The organism is Priestia sp. JNUCC 25, assembly GCF_053667915.1.
Map to the genome: position 1 here is coordinate 3,428,319 of NZ_CM132211.1, position 13,946 is coordinate 3,442,264.

Genomic DNA, 13,946 nt, shown 5'->3' on the forward strand with positions numbered 1-13,946 from the left:
AGGAGGCTTTTATGAAAAGGTTCAAAAGGGTTAGCGCAGTTGTTTTAGGTTTGGCTTTGTTATTCTCACCGCTTGCTTCGCAAACAGTTGCAGAAGCAAAAGTCGTGTGGGGGAATCAAGAACTGGTTAAAGGGCAAATAGGACGCGTTACCGTTTTAAAGAATACTAATCTTTACAACATTAAAAACAACAAGTTAGTAGCAGCTAGAAAAGTGACAAAAGGGCAAGTATTTCGCGTGTATTCTGAGTCAAGTAAATTTGGTGGTCTGTATGGGGTATCAAAGGGTACCTATGCTCAAAAGTCATCAAGTATTAAGTATGAAAAAGCACCTAGTGACAAAATTCAAGCACTAGGAGTAACGGTTACGAAGAAATCTTTAGCAAGCAACATTAGCTATCCGCAGGTATCTGGCCTTATCAATAAACCATTTGAGGCTAGCTATAATCGAAAGTTTTTAAACATTGCTAAGGAAGCACAAAAAGAACACAACAAGCTAAAAGAACAAGAGAAGGAAGACCGCAAAAACGGCTGGGCACCAGGTCCTTATTATCGTAATATGACATACTCTGTACCTTACAACCAAGATAATATTTTAAGTGTTGCTATTACGAATGATGCGTACGCTGGCGGCGCTCACGGCAACGCTTGGATTGATACGTACAATTACGATTTGTTGAAAGCTCGACAAATTAGCTTAAAAGATATTATTAACAACAACACTAAGTTAAATAAAGTTAATAACTATATTCGTAATGAAATGATTGCTCGTAATAAAAAGGGTGCTCAGTTCTGGGTTAATGAATTTAAGTCTGTAAATTTAAAAGAAGATCAGTTTTACTATACAAGTAGCGGCATTGCCATTATATTTGGTGAATATGAGTACGGCCCGTATTCTAACGGCATTCATACGTTTAAAATTCCGTCTAGCGTTTATAAGTAATATGGTCGTATAAAACTAAACTAGTACAAGAAAAAAGAAGCTTACGAACCATCAGTTCATAAGCTTCTTTTTCTTTTTTTCTGCAGAATAAGCGGAGCAAAAAAGAAAGGTTATTCCTAATCCCCTTCCCTTTTACCATCATTTTTTGAGATATTGCAGAAAATCAAATTATACAGCCATGGAAGAACTCAGGGCTGCTTAAATTACGCTTCCGATAGCCGAGGAAAAACTGCTTTTCGAGGTATTTTTATAGTGTTTGAAAAAGTGAAATGGTCAGAACTAACGTCAGCAAGGAGCCTGCGGATGTTAACATCATTATTTTTCGGTTACTCTGATTCTTTTCAGGTTTTAAAAACTCTTGAATTGCTACAAACCAGATAACAAAAGTAATTAAAGAAAGTATCCCCATAGACATATGAGCATCTCCATTCTTATATGTATTTAAATTTTTAACACATCTACTCAACAAACTTTCCCGACCGAGTTACTAAAATAAATGCTACTCCTCATCCAATATTAACATAAAATTCCATAAACCTTTAATGCATTGTGTAAAACCACAACATTTTAAAAAACAGGCTATTTATAAAACGCTCTTTTGAACTAAAAATAGACATACAGCTGTCTTTGGCCATCCTCCTCCTTACAAATGATATACTTATTTATAGAAAAACCTCTCAGATCTCATCCAATACTTACTCTATTTTCAGAGGAAGAAAGTTCACATTGTTAGGAGGAAACGAAATGATTAAAAAGTTGGACCATTTTGTGCTAACGATAAAAAACATGGAAAAAACGACTCACTTTTATACGGTTATTTTAGGCATGCAGAAAGAAACGTTCGGAGAAGGAAGAATAGCGCTTCGTTTTGGTGAACAAAAAATAAACTTACATCAAGCAGGCCATGAATTTGAGCCAAAAGCAAAGCATCCTCTTCCAGGCTCCGCTGATTTATGTTTTATTACGGAGGAAAAAATTGAGAGCGTAATCAATCATTTACAAAAACATAATGTAGAAATTGAAGAAGGACCGGTCAAACGTACAGGTGCTGTAGGGCCTATTGTTTCTGTCTATATTCGAGATCCTGATCACAATTTGATTGAGCTATCGAATTACTTAGATTAAAACAACCTTATTAAAAAAAGAGAATGCACGAGGCATTCTCTTTTAAATGGCTATATAAGCCGCTTCTTCAATTATAGGTACTACTCTTTAGACTTGCCTACCTCTACTTTTTTCGTAAACATTTTCATGTCACCGTCTACCGTAACGTGAGCGGTAATCATATATTCGCCGTCTTCTTTAAACGTATAGTCCGTGCTGTATACGCCTTTTCCTTCGTGCGGTGCTTTTGTCATTTCTTGATTGATGTAGCCTTCTTTTTCAACTTGGAACTGCACGTCATCGGCGTTTTCCACTTTTTTATCTCCTTGCGTCACAAGGACTTTAAGCTTGACTTGTTCATTTGCTTGAATTGATTCCGGTACTTCAATCGTTCCTTTTACTTCTTTTGAACTTGAATCATTTCCTTTTGAACAGCCTACTATAGCTATCATTAAAACAAATAATACAATGCTGAGTTTTTTCATTATGTTCTCCTTTGTTATGTAAATGTGAAGTCTTCCTGCAATTTAATATTATACTCATTTATCCGGTAAAAAGAGAAAAAATGCTTATTGTCCACATAAAGTTCTTATTTCTACAGTAGCTTTTGCATCTTTTCATTTCTCTACTCGCCCTTCGCTTCACAAAAAAAGCTGAAGAAGCTCATTGCCTTCTCCAGCTTTGCCTTTATCTCTGCGGTTCTTCTAACGTGTACGATGACAGTGCGTTTTCTACCCATCGTACAAAATCCTTGCTTGCTCCCCAATCAATATTTAATATCCCTTCTGCGCTTCCTGAAGGAATACACTTTACTTTGTTTGGACCGGACACATTTTCTAAAATAATCGTTAGTGATCCCCTGCCGCCGGTGCGGAAAAAATAGCGTTCAAACACAAGCGTACAGATCTGCTTGCCGTCTCCGAGATCATAATATTCCTTGTATAACAAGTCACTTTCCGAATTATTTGCATTCACAAGCTTTTTTGCTCCATCAAAAGGAAGCAGCGTCGTTTTAAATTCAATTATCTTGTCCATCACTCAAGCCCCTTTCTATCGCAACAGATAGATACTACTTCTCTTTTTCTCTTTAAAAAACCTGCCCATTATCTTTATAAACAATATGGTACAATAGAAAAGAAAAGAAATTGTTTGAACGGAAAAAGGAGCACACAACCTCAATGAATACACGAGATGAACTTATCCAAAATGTTGTTTCAACGATGCGAAACCAAACGAAAAAAATGCAGTTATCGGTTATCCCTACTTTAAAATCATATATTCCTTTAAATGAATTTTTAGCGCTTCACATGCTGTATAAAGAAGGGAATCATATCGTTTCTGAGATTGCCGAGCATATGCACATCTCAAACAGTAGCATGACGTGCATCAGCGACCGATTAATGGAAAGAGAATTTGTTACGCGCGTACGCAGTCAAAAAGACCGTCGTGTTGTCTACTTATCGATTACGGATAAAGGAAAAGAGTTTGCAGAAGAAATGGAAAAAGTGCTCACCAAAGAATATGGTGAAAAGCTTGGACATTTTACGGATGAAGAATTACAGACGTTTCTTCGCTTGTTAAATAAAATGGATATCTAATAAAAAACCAGATGCTCGCTAAGCAGGCATCTGGTTTTTAGTTTGTTATTTGTTATTTACCTTCAAATTAAAGGCGTCCGAAGTTAAATCTTTTGAACTGTCGTTTTCGTAATCACTTACATACGGAACAAATCGAAGCATAACCACTCCTTTGTCGTTTCGGTACTCTTCGTCCATTTCTAGCACTCTGTCTGTTCCTCCTCCACTGCCGCTTTCAGAAAGATCTCTTCCATTTTGATCTTTTATTTTTACGCCCACGTTCGTTCCGTTTCGAATGCTTCCTGTTGACGATGTAAACGTATAGTGTAGCTTAATCGAAACAGGCGATACGCGAACTTCTTTGATGGACAATACGCCTTTTATTCCTTTTTCGTTAATCGGAATTTCTTTATTCAACGGATACACTTTTGTATCAGCGATGATTTTTGAGCCATTTACGCTTGTATGAACCGTCCAATTTCCTTTAATTTCCCCGTAGGAATCCCGGTAGTTCCCGCTTTTCGTCTGGCTAGGATTCTTTTCAAAATCAAGGCTCGTGAACTGAGCGCTGATTTGATAGTTTTTATTCGGATCAATATGATCTAGCACATTGTAGCCTTCCACATCGATTTTCCCGTCTCCGTCCGTGTCCGCTTGCGTTAGTTTTAAAGCGTACAGATAGCTCCAGCTTCCGTCTTTGTTTTTGATTGGTTCCTCTCTAATACTCGAAGCCGAATCAAAAAACGACATATTGCCAATTTTCACGCGCAGCTCTCCTGGTCGAATTGGCGTGTTTCTGTTAAGACCTAGTGCCGTTTTTCTAAATTCATCTGCGCTAATCGTTAACCCAAGCAGCACCTGTCCGTCATCAAGCATCAGCTCATTTACTTTTACTTGAATGCCTTGGTCCGTTGCCGTTTCATTTACCGTTTTTTTATAGCTGCTCAAGCTGCCTTCAGGCTTGTTCATAAGCAGCTCGATTTGCTGGCCAATTTGCTGACTGATTCGCACAGCCGATGCCCATACCGTTTCGTTTTGCATCATTACAGGCGTCACGGCAAGCAGCAGCACCGCAGCGGCAATCAGCGGACGCGCTTTTTTTCGTGCCGGCTTTATTTCACGTTTTAAGCGTTTTTTCATTCGCTTTTTCTCGCTTGCCGTTAGCTCAATTTCTTCATATTCATCAAAATCTACAGAAGATCCGTTTAATAAGTCATATTGATTTTTCATCTTTGTCCCTCCTTATTTCTCATTTAAAAATCGCTTTTAATTTTTTTCGTCCGCGCGACAGCCGGTTATATAAATTGCTGATGGTGGTCTGCTGTTTTTCAGCAATTTGCTTCAGCTCGACTTCCTGTAAGTAATACGCTTTAAACAGCTCGCGGTCTCCTTCACTTAAGTGGCCTAAAAGTTCTTCCACGTCGTCTGTTTGAATGTTATAAACTTCTGATGTTTCACCCACTCCCGCTTCGCTAAGCGATTCGTGCTGCGTTTTTATGTATTTGCGCTGATAGTCAATGGCTTTATACTTCGCAATAGCCGCAACCCAATTTTTAAACGTGTTTTTCTCCGAATCAAAGCGATCAATATGATGCCACACCGCTAATAACACGTCGTTTACACACTCTTCTTCATAACTTTTCAGCGTGCCTAGATGCTTGCGTACAATGGCCGTAATTAACCCTCCGTACTGATCGATTAACAGCTCTAATCCTTTTTCTTTTTTTCGCGTTATACACGCAACAATCCAGTCATCTTCCATGACATTGCTCCTTTCCGCTTGCTTTTACATCTATTAATACGGATTCTTTTTACAAAACCTATCAATCTTCCTAAATTAAATGAAAAATAAGCTTGTTCAGTATTTCCCTCACTGGTAAAATAAGCTAAAACCTTTGAAGGAGGCCGCTATGATTACTTATCCTTTTCTTACATCTAACCCAACCATCGGCATAACCGCACCTTCTTCTGGTGTACCTCAAGCTCTTCATTCCATGTTTTCTTTATCGTGTGAACGAATGAAAGAAAAAGGCTTTTCTGTTATACCGGGAGAAACGGTTTGGACGCAGCACAAAGCAAAATCCGCTTCTCCTAAAAAACGTGCAAATGAGCTTCAAGCCATGATTGCTAATGAAAACATTGATATCATTATTCCTCCTTGGGGAGGCGAGCTGCTGATTGAAATTCTTGAACATCTCGACTTTACAAAATGGACAGCAAAATGGGTGCTTGGCTATTCTGACACCAGCGTTCTTTTGCTGACTATTACACTTAATACTGGGATTGCAACGGCTCATGGAACCAACTTTGTGGACTTGCGAGGAGAATACTGGGACCCAACAACTGCGATGTGGCAGCAGGTACTGACGACCAAAAAAGGAGAAAGTGTGGTTCAAGTTTCTTCTGATCGCTATCAAAAAGAATGGCAGCATGACAATCCGTCACCATGCGTGTTTCATTTAACGAAACAAACCGCTTGGAAGCATACAGAGTTAAGCGACGTGCACATCGAAGGGCGACTGCTCGGAGGATGTATTGACGTAATCAGACACTTAGCGGGCACTCCTTTTGGAGACGTAAAAGCTTTTCGAGAAAAACACATTCCTGCTGAGCCGGTCATTTGGTACTTTGACAACTGTGAACTCACGACCGCTGACCTTCGCCGTTCACTTCTTCAGCTTAAGCTAGCGGGCTGGTTTGACAACTGCTCGGGTATTTTATTTGGCAGAAGCAGCGCTAATAAACCCGTTGATTCCTACACCGCTGAAGATGTGTATCGCGACCTTGCCTCTGACTTACATATTCCAGTTATCTATGACATCGACTGCGGCCACCTCCCTCCTCAGCTCACGCTTATTAACGGCGCGTATGCGAGTGTTAACTTAGAGAAGAACAAAGGCACAGTCGTTCAATACTTTACGTAAAAAAGAAGCTTGTATAAAAGTAGTTTGATTGAAGGAAGATCCGAACGAACTTGATTCTTGATGGAGAATCCAATTCGTTCGAATTTTTTCATGGGTATGGTGAACGTAGGCTTGTTTCATATATGTAGGTGCTTCTAGTGATTGATTGGAGAGCAAGACGAAGACTCCTGCGGGAAAAGCGGAACAGGTGAGACCCCGCAGGAGCACACGCGACGAGGAGGCTCACCGGCCGCCCGCGGAAAGCGAAGTCTTGCACGGAAATCAACAGCGGTTCATTTCGTTATGTCTCAATCCTGTTTTACATATCTGTCATCAGTAATATAAACGTCCCAAATAAGAAAAAAGTTGCACCAAACCACGAGTGGTAGTGCTCTTTTTGCTTTCTTTCAAACTTCCATTCTTCGAAACCTCGAAGCACGTACAGGAGAAACAAGAAAAGAAACATAAAAACGGAGGTGTAGGCTGGAGGTATAACAAAGATCAGCACTAAAAACGAAGCAAGCATCACCATTTCAATTGTAATAAACAGCGGACGCCTTCCTTTAAAGCTTCTCCAATAACTTTTTGTCATCTTTGTATGCAGCTTTTTTCGCAGGCAATAATCTAGAAAGACATAGACGACTGCCAGAATCAGCAAATACACAAGCGTCATTTTCATTCCTCCTTCCCACCGGAAATATCCTTATACTTCCATTTTAAAGGACTTTCCACAAATTTCAAGCATCTAAAAAATCTTTACACAACTTATTAGTGCAAGCATTCATATATTCAAAAATCGCTAATATATTGACTAATGTACAGGTTAAATTCTCTGTATAAACTCACCTAGAGGGGGACATCAAGTTATGAGAATAAAAGAAGTGAAGCAAGGTGCACTCGCAGCGCTGAAAAACCGCTGGGGATTTGCCGTACTGCTTACGTTCGTTACGTATCTAATTGCTGCCGGTATTCCAGGACTTATTGACTTTTTAATCAACGGATTTCCAAGCGGGTCTGAAACCGAATACTCTCAGTCTACCTTAGCTAATATTGTATCCCTGCTGCTCGTACCGCTCTTTTTCTCTTACTACTGGGTACTATTGCGTCTGGTGCGAGGAGAAAGTGTACGTGTAGGAAACGTGTTTGATTCGTTTTCATCTGCGGGATTATATTTTAGAACCCTCGGACTTTACTTGCTAACGATTATTTATACCGTGCTATGGAGCATTTTATTAATCATTCCTGGCATCATCAAAAGCCTTGCCTATTCACAGGCTTACTACGTATTCCGCGATAACCCAGATTATTCAGTCAATCAGTCTATTACTGAAAGCAGACGGTTAATGAACGGCTACAAGTGGACCTACTTTTTACTTGTTTTAAGCTTTATCGGCTGGGGAATTTTAAGTATCATCACGCTTGGCATTGGGTTATTATGGCTTGTTCCGTATGTAACGACTTCGCTTGGCGTATTTTATGAAAAGCTAAAAGCAAATGAAACTGAAGTTGCTGAATAAACGAAAAACCGTATTCGAGTTGCGAATACGGTTTTTTTATGAATAGCTTCACGCTGCCTGGTCTCCTCCATCAGAGGGCTTTAACTTTTGATTCTTCGCTTTTTTATTCACTAAATAAATACTGATAATAATAAGCACCAGCCCTACAAGAAGTGACGACGTAAACGGTTCGTCTAAAAAGAGCGTGCCAATGACAATTGAAATAATCGGAACAAGAAAATTAAAGGACGCCACTTTGCTGGCCTCTCCTTTACTAATTAAATAAAAATAAATGAGCCACGCAACGGCAACAGAAAACAGTGCTAAAAATAAAAGCAGCAGCATAGATGATGAATTCCACATCATATGAGACCATCCTTCCACTTTGCTGCCAGCTGCTGTCATAACTACTCCGCCGACAAGACTTTGAACAGTAATAAGCCAAATGCCATCTACACTGTCGCTAATACGCTTGATATAAACGGTTCCAATCGCCCAGCTCAGTGCCGTAAGGACAGCTAAAAGAATTCCAATGGCTGAAGCATTAGCAGATAATTCTCCCATGCTGATGGTAGCTACACCTACAAAACCAAGAAGCAAGCCCCCTATCTTCACAGCGTTCATGCTTTCTCCAATCCACAGCCATGCAATAATGCCGATGAGCACCGGCTGTAAGTAGACAATAACGCTGAAGACTCCTGCGGGCATAAACATAAGTCCAATCGTTTGCAGACCGTAGAATAAGATTGAATTAAATAGACCTGACACCATATATTTACGCCAGTTCTGCTTCCAGTGAAGCTGTTTATATCTTGGCAGTGCGACTGCTAATAAGATGATTCCAGCACTTAATGACCGCAGTCCAGATAACAAAATAGGCGATGAATAGCCAAGCGCCAGCTTCGACATCGGCCACGTTAATCCCCAAATCAGTACAAGAGCAGCTAAAAGAATTCCATTAATAAAAGATGATGACTGTTTCATACAACAACCACTCCTACATATATGAATGTAAATGATTCACGCGTTCATTCCTCCTTGTATACTACGCTTCTTTTTTGCTCACTTCAATTGCACGCTTTTAATGTACTTCATGCATAGCAGCTATAATAACTGAGTTTCTTTTATGACAGCGTATCTTTCTTCTCTATGTGCTCATTTAGGAAAAAATAAAGTGCATCGCTAGTGACGATATCATTTTTACCTATAGCTTTTATACATCCTAAAAGCCTTGAAGCCATTCAGCTGCTGGGTTTCTGCTCCCCTTTTTCATTTAGCTTACATATTTTCTAATAAATCTATGAATCTCCTAAACATTTCTACCTAGATAAATTATCAGAATTATTACAGAGAAGGTGACAATTCTACTTATATCGCCCTTTAATATTAAAACTATGTTACAAAATGTCGTAATTTGGAATTAGATGTTTACTTTTCCTGTCAGGATTGATAGACTCACAGTTGTGAATAAAACAAGTTATGGAAAGGGAGAAAGAACATGCTAAAGAAAGCAAATCGTACAGTTATGAATATGGGGTTAGCAGCATTACTTGTTCCCGCTGCCCTAACATTTAGCACAACTTCAGCAAGTGCAAATGACGGAGGCGCTGCACCAGCACCCGTACAAGAAAAGGTAACGCCAAGCGTACCTCAACAACAAGCAACTACTACTACTAATCAAAAAGTCATCGTAAACGTGAGTGCGTTAAATATTCGTCAAGGAGCTAGCTTTTCATCTCCAGTTGTTGGAACTGCAACACAAGGTCAAGAGTTTGCTATTTTAAAAGAAGCAAACGGCTTAGTTGAAATTGCACCAAATAAATGGATTTCAAAAAGCTCAAGCTATGTAACAATTGCATCAGGTAAACCAAGCGCAAGCCAAGTAAAAGGTGCAAGCACATCAACTCCTTCTACTTCTACAGCATCTACATCTGCAGCACAAGAAACAAGCACACCAGCACCTGCTCCAACAACAAGCACGGCTTCTGGAAGCACAGTAAATGTTGCACGTAGTTTAGTAGGATCACCTTACCAATGGGCAGGAAACACACCAAGCGGATTTGACTGCTCAGGCTTTATCGCATACGTGTTCAACCATAGCGGTCACAGCATTTCACGTACAAGCGTAGCAAACTACTGGAACATGGCGACAAAAATTTCGTCTCCACAACCAGGCGATCTAGTATTCTTCCAAAACACATACACAAGCGGCCCATCTCACATGGGAATCTACATCGGAAACGGCCAAATGATTCATGCTGGTTCACACGGTGTAGCTGTAGCTGACCTAGATGTTTCTTATTATCAAGATCATTTCTTAGGATACGGACGCTTCTAAGAAAAAAATGCCCTCTAATCGTTAGATACGTTCTAACGATTAGAGGGCATTTACTTTTTATCGCTGCGCGACGGAAAGCGCCTTTTCAATACGCGTTTGAAATTTATGCTTCCAGTCTTCAGCTAGTTCAGCCACTTCTAAAGCCCGCTTCATCCCTTCTACATCTTTTGAACGATGGAAATATAAATCAAGCGTAAACCAAACGGATACTTGGTTTGGATGAGCTTCAATCAATTTCACTTCTGCACCTTGCGTAATCGTACCTTCTTTCAGCACGCGGCAAAGGTATCCGGTATAGCTTGTCTCAATCATTCGTTTTAAAATCCCTTTAACGCCCGTTCGCTTTGTAATTGTGTCGCATGGATTTCGCCCTTGCGTCACTTGAATAACGGCGTCTCCTACTTGATAAATGTCTCCAATGCATACTTCTTTTTCAAGCATGCCTGCAACAACAAGATTTTCTCCAAACGCAGACATTGGCAGCTCCGTATCAAACTCTTCGTTCCATTTTTTGTAGTGCTCATACGGATATACGCACACCGCACGATCCGGACCGCCGTGATACTTTAAGTTCGCTACGCCGTCGCCTTGAAACCCTTCTTTTGCTAAAAACGTTTCGTCTACTTGCTTCTTGCATATGCCTGTGCGCATTTCTTTGTCAGGACTGTATGCCATTTGTTCAGGCATGCCGGTTGCTAAATGAATTATTTTACGTTGATTCATTCGTGCCTCTCCCTTCCCCGTTTTCCCTTACTAATTACGTCATATTTTACCACATTTTAAAGATGGCGCTCTTATTTTTTGTGTATTCCACTAAAATCTTGGCAATATCATGAAAGTTTAAAAAATATTTCACAATTATATTAAAAATATCTTCATTTCCTCTTTTTCTTTTGTTCGAAATGATTTAAGATAGTAGAGGTTGTCGAAATATAAGTTATTATGTCAGTTCTGCATGTTTTTTTACATATTAGCACATAGTAAATATTATTTTACCATTACGTCATTTTTTACAATGGCCTAAAAAATTTTGCCCATTTTTACTAAAACTAGCGTGAAAGTCCTGATTTTTATATAAAATAGAGGCCGATTTACATAGTCATTTCTATGCACGTCCCTCTTTTATAAATATAGAGTACATGTAAGGAGAAAAGTAAATGTCAATTTTAATGGGAATTATCGGAATTGTAATTGTCTTAGCAGTTGCGTTCCTCATGTCAAACGACAAGAAACTTATCAACTACAAAGGCATCGCAGTTATGCTGGTTATTCAGCTCGCTATCTCTGCTTTTATGATGAATACATCGATTGGTCGCAAGGTGCTTGACTTTATTACGAGTGTATTTACAAAGATCTTATCATTTGGTAACGACGGAATTTCGTTCGTGTTTGGAGATCTTGCAGGAAAAGGCATTTTCTTTATCCAAACGTTAGTTATGATTGTATTCGTTTCAGCATTATTAAGTATTTTAAACTACTCTCGTATTTTACCCTTTGGGATCAAATATATCGGAGGACTTGTTTCAAAAATTACCGGACTTCCCCAAATTGAAAGCTTCACAGCCGTGAACGCAATGATTTTTGGTGATACAACGGCGCTAATTGCGGTGAAAAACCACATCGGAGGTTTAACACCAAACCGTTTATTTATCGTCACAACAACGTCTTTAGTATCCGTTTCTTGTTCGATTCTAGGCGCATACATGCAGATGATTCCGGCGGAATACGTATTAATTGCCCTTCCGCTAAACGTATTCTCTGGCTTAATCGTTTCTTCTATCGTTGCACCTGTAAAAGTAGAAGATGAAAACGAAGTCGATATTAAAGCGCCTGCTAAGCAAGGCACGCTGTTTGAAGCAATCGGTGACGGAGCACTAGACGGCGGACGCGTTGCGTTAATCGTAGCAGCGATGCTTGTAACGTACGTTGGTCTTTTAGCATTAGTGAACTACGTATTAAACGGCGTAATTGGATTAACTGTTCAAGACATTTTAGGCTATATCTTCTACCCAATTGCCTTTATCATGGGTATTCCGGCAGATGAACTAATGAGAGCCGGCGGCGTAATGGGAACAAAAGTAGTAGCAAACGAATTCGTTGCCATGCTTGACTTCCAAAAAATGATGCCTCACCTTTCTGAAAAAACGGTCGGGATCGTATCAGCTTACTTAATCTCATTTGCAAACTTTAGCTCAATTGGTATCGTTCTTGGTACGATCCAAGCAATCAACGGCGAACAAGCTTCAAGGGTTGCCAAGTTCGGCTTAAAGATGCTGTTAGTCGCTACAATGGGATCGATTTTAACAGGTATTATGGTTGGATTATTTATTTAATGGAAAAGCACTCACTTGTGGTGAGTGCTTTTTTGTTTGGTTGTTCTTTTTGGGTTATAGCTGGAGCGTTTCTACAATGTTGAAATTTATTAAATATCTCTGTTGACATACTCCGAGTTATCGGCACTATTATCAAATGCTTTTTATCTTCATTCTAATAACATTTAAATTAGTTTTACATAATGGATTAAAGCAATATCTCTTATCCAATAAAAAGACAGCTTGCTTTATCAGCAAACTGCCTTTTTTGTAATGACCCGTCCGGGATTCGAACCCGTGTTACCTTTTTAAAAGGATAATTTCTTGACCACTTGGCCAACGGACCAGATAAAATTATAAAATGGCAGAGAAGAAGGGATTCGAACCCTCGCACCGCGTTAACGATCTACTCCCTTAGCAGGGGAGCCCCTTGAGCCACTTGGGTACTTCTCTGTATGGATCTTCCATTGAAATACTGTGGAATAATAGTAGGCCTAAGTGGACTTGAACCACCGACCTCACGCTTATCAGACTTGGGCTCTACCAAAATGAGCTACTTCCCGTTTATGGCGCGCCCGAGAGGAGTCGAACCCCTAACCTTTTGATCCGTAGTCAAACGCTCTATCCAATTGAGCTACGGGCGCTTCCTAAAATGGTGCGGATGAAGGGACTTGAACCCCCACGTCATAAGACACTAGATCCTAAGTCTAGCGCGTCTGCCAATTCCGCCACATCCGCATGTGAAAAATGGTTGCGGAGACAGGATTTGAACCTGCGACCTTCGGGTTATGAGCCCGACGAGCTACCGAACTGCTCCACCCCGCGATAATAACAAAGATATAATGGAAGAGGAAGAGGGATTCGAACCCCCGCGGGCTTTGACACCCCTGTCGGTTTTCAAGACCGATCCCTTCAGCCAGACTTGGGTATTCCTCCATATTTCAGGTTCAATGGTGGACCTTGTAGGACTCGAACCTACGACCGGACGGTTATGAGCCGTCTGCTCTAACCAGCTGAGCTAAAGGTCCTTTCTAAGCTCTCTATTAGAATGTGGAGCCGGCAATCGGATTTGAACCGGTGATAAAGGTATTGCAGACCTTGACTATGCCACCAATAAGTTTGGACATTATTTATAGTCAGTCACATTTATCCGTATGCTACCCCTTCATATGAAACATGGACTAGTAATTTAATAATTAATATCTGTTTCGCTACCAACAAAAATTATTTTATCTTATAATTTCGTAGAAGTCAACATCTATGTAAGTTTTGTTT

The 13,946-nt window shown here is 39.9% G+C and carries 16 protein-coding genes and 6 tRNA genes; 8 read left to right on the top strand and 14 right to left on the bottom strand.

Features of this window, described 5'->3' with window-relative positions:
• Window positions 1–11: 11 nt before the first annotated feature.
• Window positions 12–941, top strand: coding sequence for a DUF3298 and DUF4163 domain-containing protein (locus JNUCC25_RS17835; protein ID WP_078082050.1), 930 nt, complete (start codon window positions 12–14; stop codon window positions 939–941).
• Between the two features lie 247 nt (window positions 942–1,188).
• Here the strand turns inward: JNUCC25_RS17835 and JNUCC25_RS17840 are convergent, their stop codons facing one another.
• Window positions 1,189–1,356, bottom strand: a complete 168-nt coding sequence (locus JNUCC25_RS17840) for a hypothetical protein (RefSeq protein WP_013058248.1) — start codon at window positions 1,354–1,356, stop codon at window positions 1,189–1,191.
• A gap of 329 nt (window positions 1,357–1,685) precedes the next feature.
• Here JNUCC25_RS17840 and JNUCC25_RS17845 point away from each other — a divergent pair, with 329 nt between their 5' ends.
• Window positions 1,686–2,066, top strand: a complete 381-nt coding sequence (locus tag JNUCC25_RS17845; RefSeq protein ID WP_029323343.1) for a VOC family protein — start codon at window positions 1,686–1,688, stop codon at window positions 2,064–2,066.
• Window positions 2,067–2,146: 80 nt separating this feature from the next.
• Here JNUCC25_RS17845 and JNUCC25_RS17850 read toward each other — a convergent pair whose 3' ends face one another.
• The gene (locus tag JNUCC25_RS17850) at window positions 2,147–2,530 is read right to left on the bottom strand and encodes a FixH family protein (RefSeq protein WP_013058250.1); all 384 of its coding nucleotides are present in this window, start codon (window positions 2,528–2,530) and stop codon (window positions 2,147–2,149) included.
• A 202-nt stretch (window positions 2,531–2,732) separates the two neighbouring features.
• On the bottom strand, window positions 2,733–3,080 hold the full coding sequence (locus JNUCC25_RS17855) for a DUF6054 family protein (RefSeq protein ID WP_013058251.1): 348 nt from the start codon (window positions 3,078–3,080) through the stop codon (window positions 2,733–2,735).
• A gap of 143 nt (window positions 3,081–3,223) precedes the next feature.
• Here JNUCC25_RS17855 and JNUCC25_RS17860 point away from each other — a divergent pair, with 143 nt between their 5' ends.
• The gene (locus tag JNUCC25_RS17860; RefSeq protein ID WP_013058252.1) at window positions 3,224–3,643 is read left to right on the top strand and encodes a MarR family winged helix-turn-helix transcriptional regulator; all 420 of its coding nucleotides are present in this window, start codon (window positions 3,224–3,226) and stop codon (window positions 3,641–3,643) included.
• A 45-nt stretch (window positions 3,644–3,688) separates the two neighbouring features.
• On the opposite strand, the gene JNUCC25_RS17865 is transcribed toward JNUCC25_RS17860, so the two are convergent.
• Together JNUCC25_RS17865 and JNUCC25_RS17870 are read right to left on the bottom strand one after the other, a co-directional pair.
• A complete protein-coding gene (locus JNUCC25_RS17865) occupies window positions 3,689–4,852 on the bottom strand; it encodes a DUF4179 domain-containing protein (RefSeq protein ID WP_061859377.1) in 1,164 nt (387 codons plus the stop codon).
• Window positions 4,853–4,871: 19 nt separating this feature from the next.
• Window positions 4,872–5,384 carry a sigma-70 family RNA polymerase sigma factor gene (locus JNUCC25_RS17870; protein ID WP_029323351.1) on the bottom strand — a complete coding sequence of 171 codons (513 nt, stop codon included), beginning with the start codon at window positions 5,382–5,384 and terminating at the stop codon, window positions 4,872–4,874.
• A gap of 148 nt (window positions 5,385–5,532) precedes the next feature.
• Between JNUCC25_RS17870 and JNUCC25_RS17875 the strand changes: the two genes are divergently transcribed.
• Together JNUCC25_RS17875 and JNUCC25_RS17880 are read left to right on the top strand one after the other, a co-directional pair.
• Window positions 5,533–6,546: a S66 family peptidase gene (locus tag JNUCC25_RS17875; RefSeq protein ID WP_061859379.1), complete on the top strand. Its 1,014-nt coding sequence runs from the start codon at window positions 5,533–5,535 to the stop codon at window positions 6,544–6,546.
• Window positions 6,547–6,687: 141 nt separating this feature from the next.
• A complete protein-coding gene (locus JNUCC25_RS17880; protein ID WP_013058256.1) occupies window positions 6,688–6,870 on the top strand; it encodes a hypothetical protein in 183 nt (60 codons plus the stop codon).
• Here JNUCC25_RS17880 and JNUCC25_RS17885 read toward each other — a convergent pair.
• Window positions 6,845–7,198 carry a DUF4181 domain-containing protein gene (locus tag JNUCC25_RS17885; protein ID WP_064471948.1) on the bottom strand — a complete coding sequence of 118 codons (354 nt, stop codon included), beginning with the start codon at window positions 7,196–7,198 and terminating at the stop codon, window positions 6,845–6,847. The genes JNUCC25_RS17880 and JNUCC25_RS17885 overlap by 26 nt on opposite strands.
• Window positions 7,199–7,391: 193 nt before the next feature.
• Between JNUCC25_RS17885 and JNUCC25_RS17890 the strand changes: the two genes are divergently transcribed.
• Window positions 7,392–8,042: a DUF975 family protein gene (locus tag JNUCC25_RS17890; RefSeq protein WP_013058258.1), complete on the top strand. Its 651-nt coding sequence runs from the start codon at window positions 7,392–7,394 to the stop codon at window positions 8,040–8,042.
• A 48-nt stretch (window positions 8,043–8,090) separates the two neighbouring features.
• Here the strand turns inward: JNUCC25_RS17890 and JNUCC25_RS17895 are convergent, their stop codons facing one another.
• Window positions 8,091–9,005 carry a DMT family transporter gene (locus JNUCC25_RS17895; protein ID WP_063672313.1) on the bottom strand — a complete coding sequence of 305 codons (915 nt, stop codon included), beginning with the start codon at window positions 9,003–9,005 and terminating at the stop codon, window positions 8,091–8,093.
• A 514-nt stretch (window positions 9,006–9,519) separates the two neighbouring features.
• Between JNUCC25_RS17895 and JNUCC25_RS17900 the strand changes: the two genes are divergently transcribed.
• Window positions 9,520–10,359 carry a C40 family peptidase gene (locus JNUCC25_RS17900; RefSeq protein ID WP_064471950.1) on the top strand — a complete coding sequence of 280 codons (840 nt, stop codon included), beginning with the start codon at window positions 9,520–9,522 and terminating at the stop codon, window positions 10,357–10,359.
• Between the two features lie 57 nt (window positions 10,360–10,416).
• Here JNUCC25_RS17900 and JNUCC25_RS17905 read toward each other — a convergent pair whose 3' ends face one another.
• Window positions 10,417–11,082 (bottom strand): MOSC domain-containing protein, encoded by a 666-nt coding sequence (locus JNUCC25_RS17905; protein WP_013058261.1) that lies wholly within the window; start codon window positions 11,080–11,082, stop codon window positions 10,417–10,419.
• A gap of 434 nt (window positions 11,083–11,516) precedes the next feature.
• Here JNUCC25_RS17905 and JNUCC25_RS17910 point away from each other — a divergent pair, with 434 nt between their 5' ends.
• On the top strand, window positions 11,517–12,692 hold the full coding sequence (locus JNUCC25_RS17910; protein WP_013058262.1) for a NupC/NupG family nucleoside CNT transporter: 1,176 nt from the start codon (window positions 11,517–11,519) through the stop codon (window positions 12,690–12,692).
• A gap of 341 nt (window positions 12,693–13,033) precedes the next feature.
• On the opposite strand, the gene JNUCC25_RS17915 is transcribed toward JNUCC25_RS17910, so the two are convergent.
• From JNUCC25_RS17915 to JNUCC25_RS17940, 6 genes are all read right to left on the bottom strand, one after another.
• A tRNA-Ser gene (locus tag JNUCC25_RS17915) sits at window positions 13,034–13,124 on the bottom strand.
• 114 nt (window positions 13,125–13,238) lie between these two features.
• Window positions 13,239–13,315: transfer RNA gene (locus JNUCC25_RS17920), tRNA-Arg, on the bottom strand.
• A 9-nt stretch (window positions 13,316–13,324) separates the two neighbouring features.
• Window positions 13,325–13,409 (bottom strand) — tRNA-Leu (locus tag JNUCC25_RS17925).
• Between the two features lie 10 nt (window positions 13,410–13,419).
• A tRNA-Met gene (locus tag JNUCC25_RS17930) sits at window positions 13,420–13,496 on the bottom strand.
• A gap of 18 nt (window positions 13,497–13,514) precedes the next feature.
• A tRNA-Ser gene (locus tag JNUCC25_RS17935) sits at window positions 13,515–13,607 on the bottom strand.
• Window positions 13,608–13,622: 15 nt separating this feature from the next.
• A tRNA-Ile gene (locus JNUCC25_RS17940) sits at window positions 13,623–13,699 on the bottom strand.
• Between the last annotated feature and the right edge of the window lie 247 nt (window positions 13,700–13,946).

Bases quoted from the DNA above. Each gene is read 5' to 3' on its own strand.
- JNUCC25_RS17835 (WP_078082050.1), top strand. From the start codon at position 12: ATGAAAAGGTTCAAAAGGGTTAGCGCAGTTGTTTTAGGTTTGGCTTTG.
- JNUCC25_RS17840 (WP_013058248.1), bottom strand. From the start codon at position 1,356: ATGTCTATGGGGATACTTTCTTTAATTACTTTTGTTATCTGGTTTGTA.
- JNUCC25_RS17845 (WP_029323343.1), top strand. From the start codon at position 1,686: ATGATTAAAAAGTTGGACCATTTTGTGCTAACGATAAAAAACATGGAA.
- JNUCC25_RS17850 (WP_013058250.1), bottom strand. From the start codon at position 2,530: ATGAAAAAACTCAGCATTGTATTATTTGTTTTAATGATAGCTATAGTA.
- JNUCC25_RS17855 (WP_013058251.1), bottom strand. From the start codon at position 3,080: ATGGACAAGATAATTGAATTTAAAACGACGCTGCTTCCTTTTGATGGA.
- JNUCC25_RS17860 (WP_013058252.1), top strand. From the start codon at position 3,224: ATGAATACACGAGATGAACTTATCCAAAATGTTGTTTCAACGATGCGA.
- JNUCC25_RS17865 (WP_061859377.1), bottom strand. From the start codon at position 4,852: ATGAAAAATCAATATGACTTATTAAACGGATCTTCTGTAGATTTTGAT.
- JNUCC25_RS17870 (WP_029323351.1), bottom strand. From the start codon at position 5,384: ATGGAAGATGACTGGATTGTTGCGTGTATAACGCGAAAAAAAGAAAAA.
- JNUCC25_RS17875 (WP_061859379.1), top strand. From the start codon at position 5,533: ATGATTACTTATCCTTTTCTTACATCTAACCCAACCATCGGCATAACC.
- JNUCC25_RS17885 (WP_064471948.1), bottom strand. From the start codon at position 7,198: ATGACGCTTGTGTATTTGCTGATTCTGGCAGTCGTCTATGTCTTTCTA.
- JNUCC25_RS17890 (WP_013058258.1), top strand. From the start codon at position 7,392: ATGAGAATAAAAGAAGTGAAGCAAGGTGCACTCGCAGCGCTGAAAAAC.
- JNUCC25_RS17895 (WP_063672313.1), bottom strand. From the start codon at position 9,005: ATGAAACAGTCATCATCTTTTATTAATGGAATTCTTTTAGCTGCTCTT.
- JNUCC25_RS17900 (WP_064471950.1), top strand. From the start codon at position 9,520: ATGCTAAAGAAAGCAAATCGTACAGTTATGAATATGGGGTTAGCAGCA.
- JNUCC25_RS17905 (WP_013058261.1), bottom strand. From the start codon at position 11,082: ATGAATCAACGTAAAATAATTCATTTAGCAACCGGCATGCCTGAACAA.
- JNUCC25_RS17910 (WP_013058262.1), top strand. From the start codon at position 11,517: ATGTCAATTTTAATGGGAATTATCGGAATTGTAATTGTCTTAGCAGTT.